The following is a 256-nucleotide window of genomic DNA, read 5'->3' on the forward strand; positions in this document are numbered from 1 at the left end:
GATAATGAGGCCGAGCTTGACAATGCGAGCCCCTCGGAAGGGATCATGGCGAGCCGAAGCCAGACCCTGGCGCGGATAGCGAGCGGCAAGACGGTTACCGATCGAACGGAGTGGGTGGACCCGGCTCGTTGCCGTCCCTGGCGGATGCACAATCGCGACCTGGACCATTTGTCCGAAGAGAGCTGTCGCGATCTGATCGACTCCTTTCTCGCGGCGAAGCGGCAGCGCATCCCGGCGATCGTGCGTCGTCTGAAGG

At 63.3% G+C, this 256-nt stretch carries 1 protein-coding gene; it reads left to right on the forward strand.

Going from position 1 to position 256, the window contains the following annotated elements; translation table 11 throughout:
- Positions 1-45: 45 nt before the first annotated feature.
- Positions 46-256, forward strand: a 211-nt coding sequence (locus NLU14_RS22420) for a ParB N-terminal domain-containing protein (RefSeq protein WP_275710773.1), incomplete at its 3' end; no start/stop codon positions are given.

It is taken from the genome of Marinobacter iranensis, assembly GCF_029207565.1.
GTDB classification, from domain to species: Bacteria; Pseudomonadota; Gammaproteobacteria; order Pseudomonadales; family Oleiphilaceae; genus Marinobacter; species Marinobacter iranensis.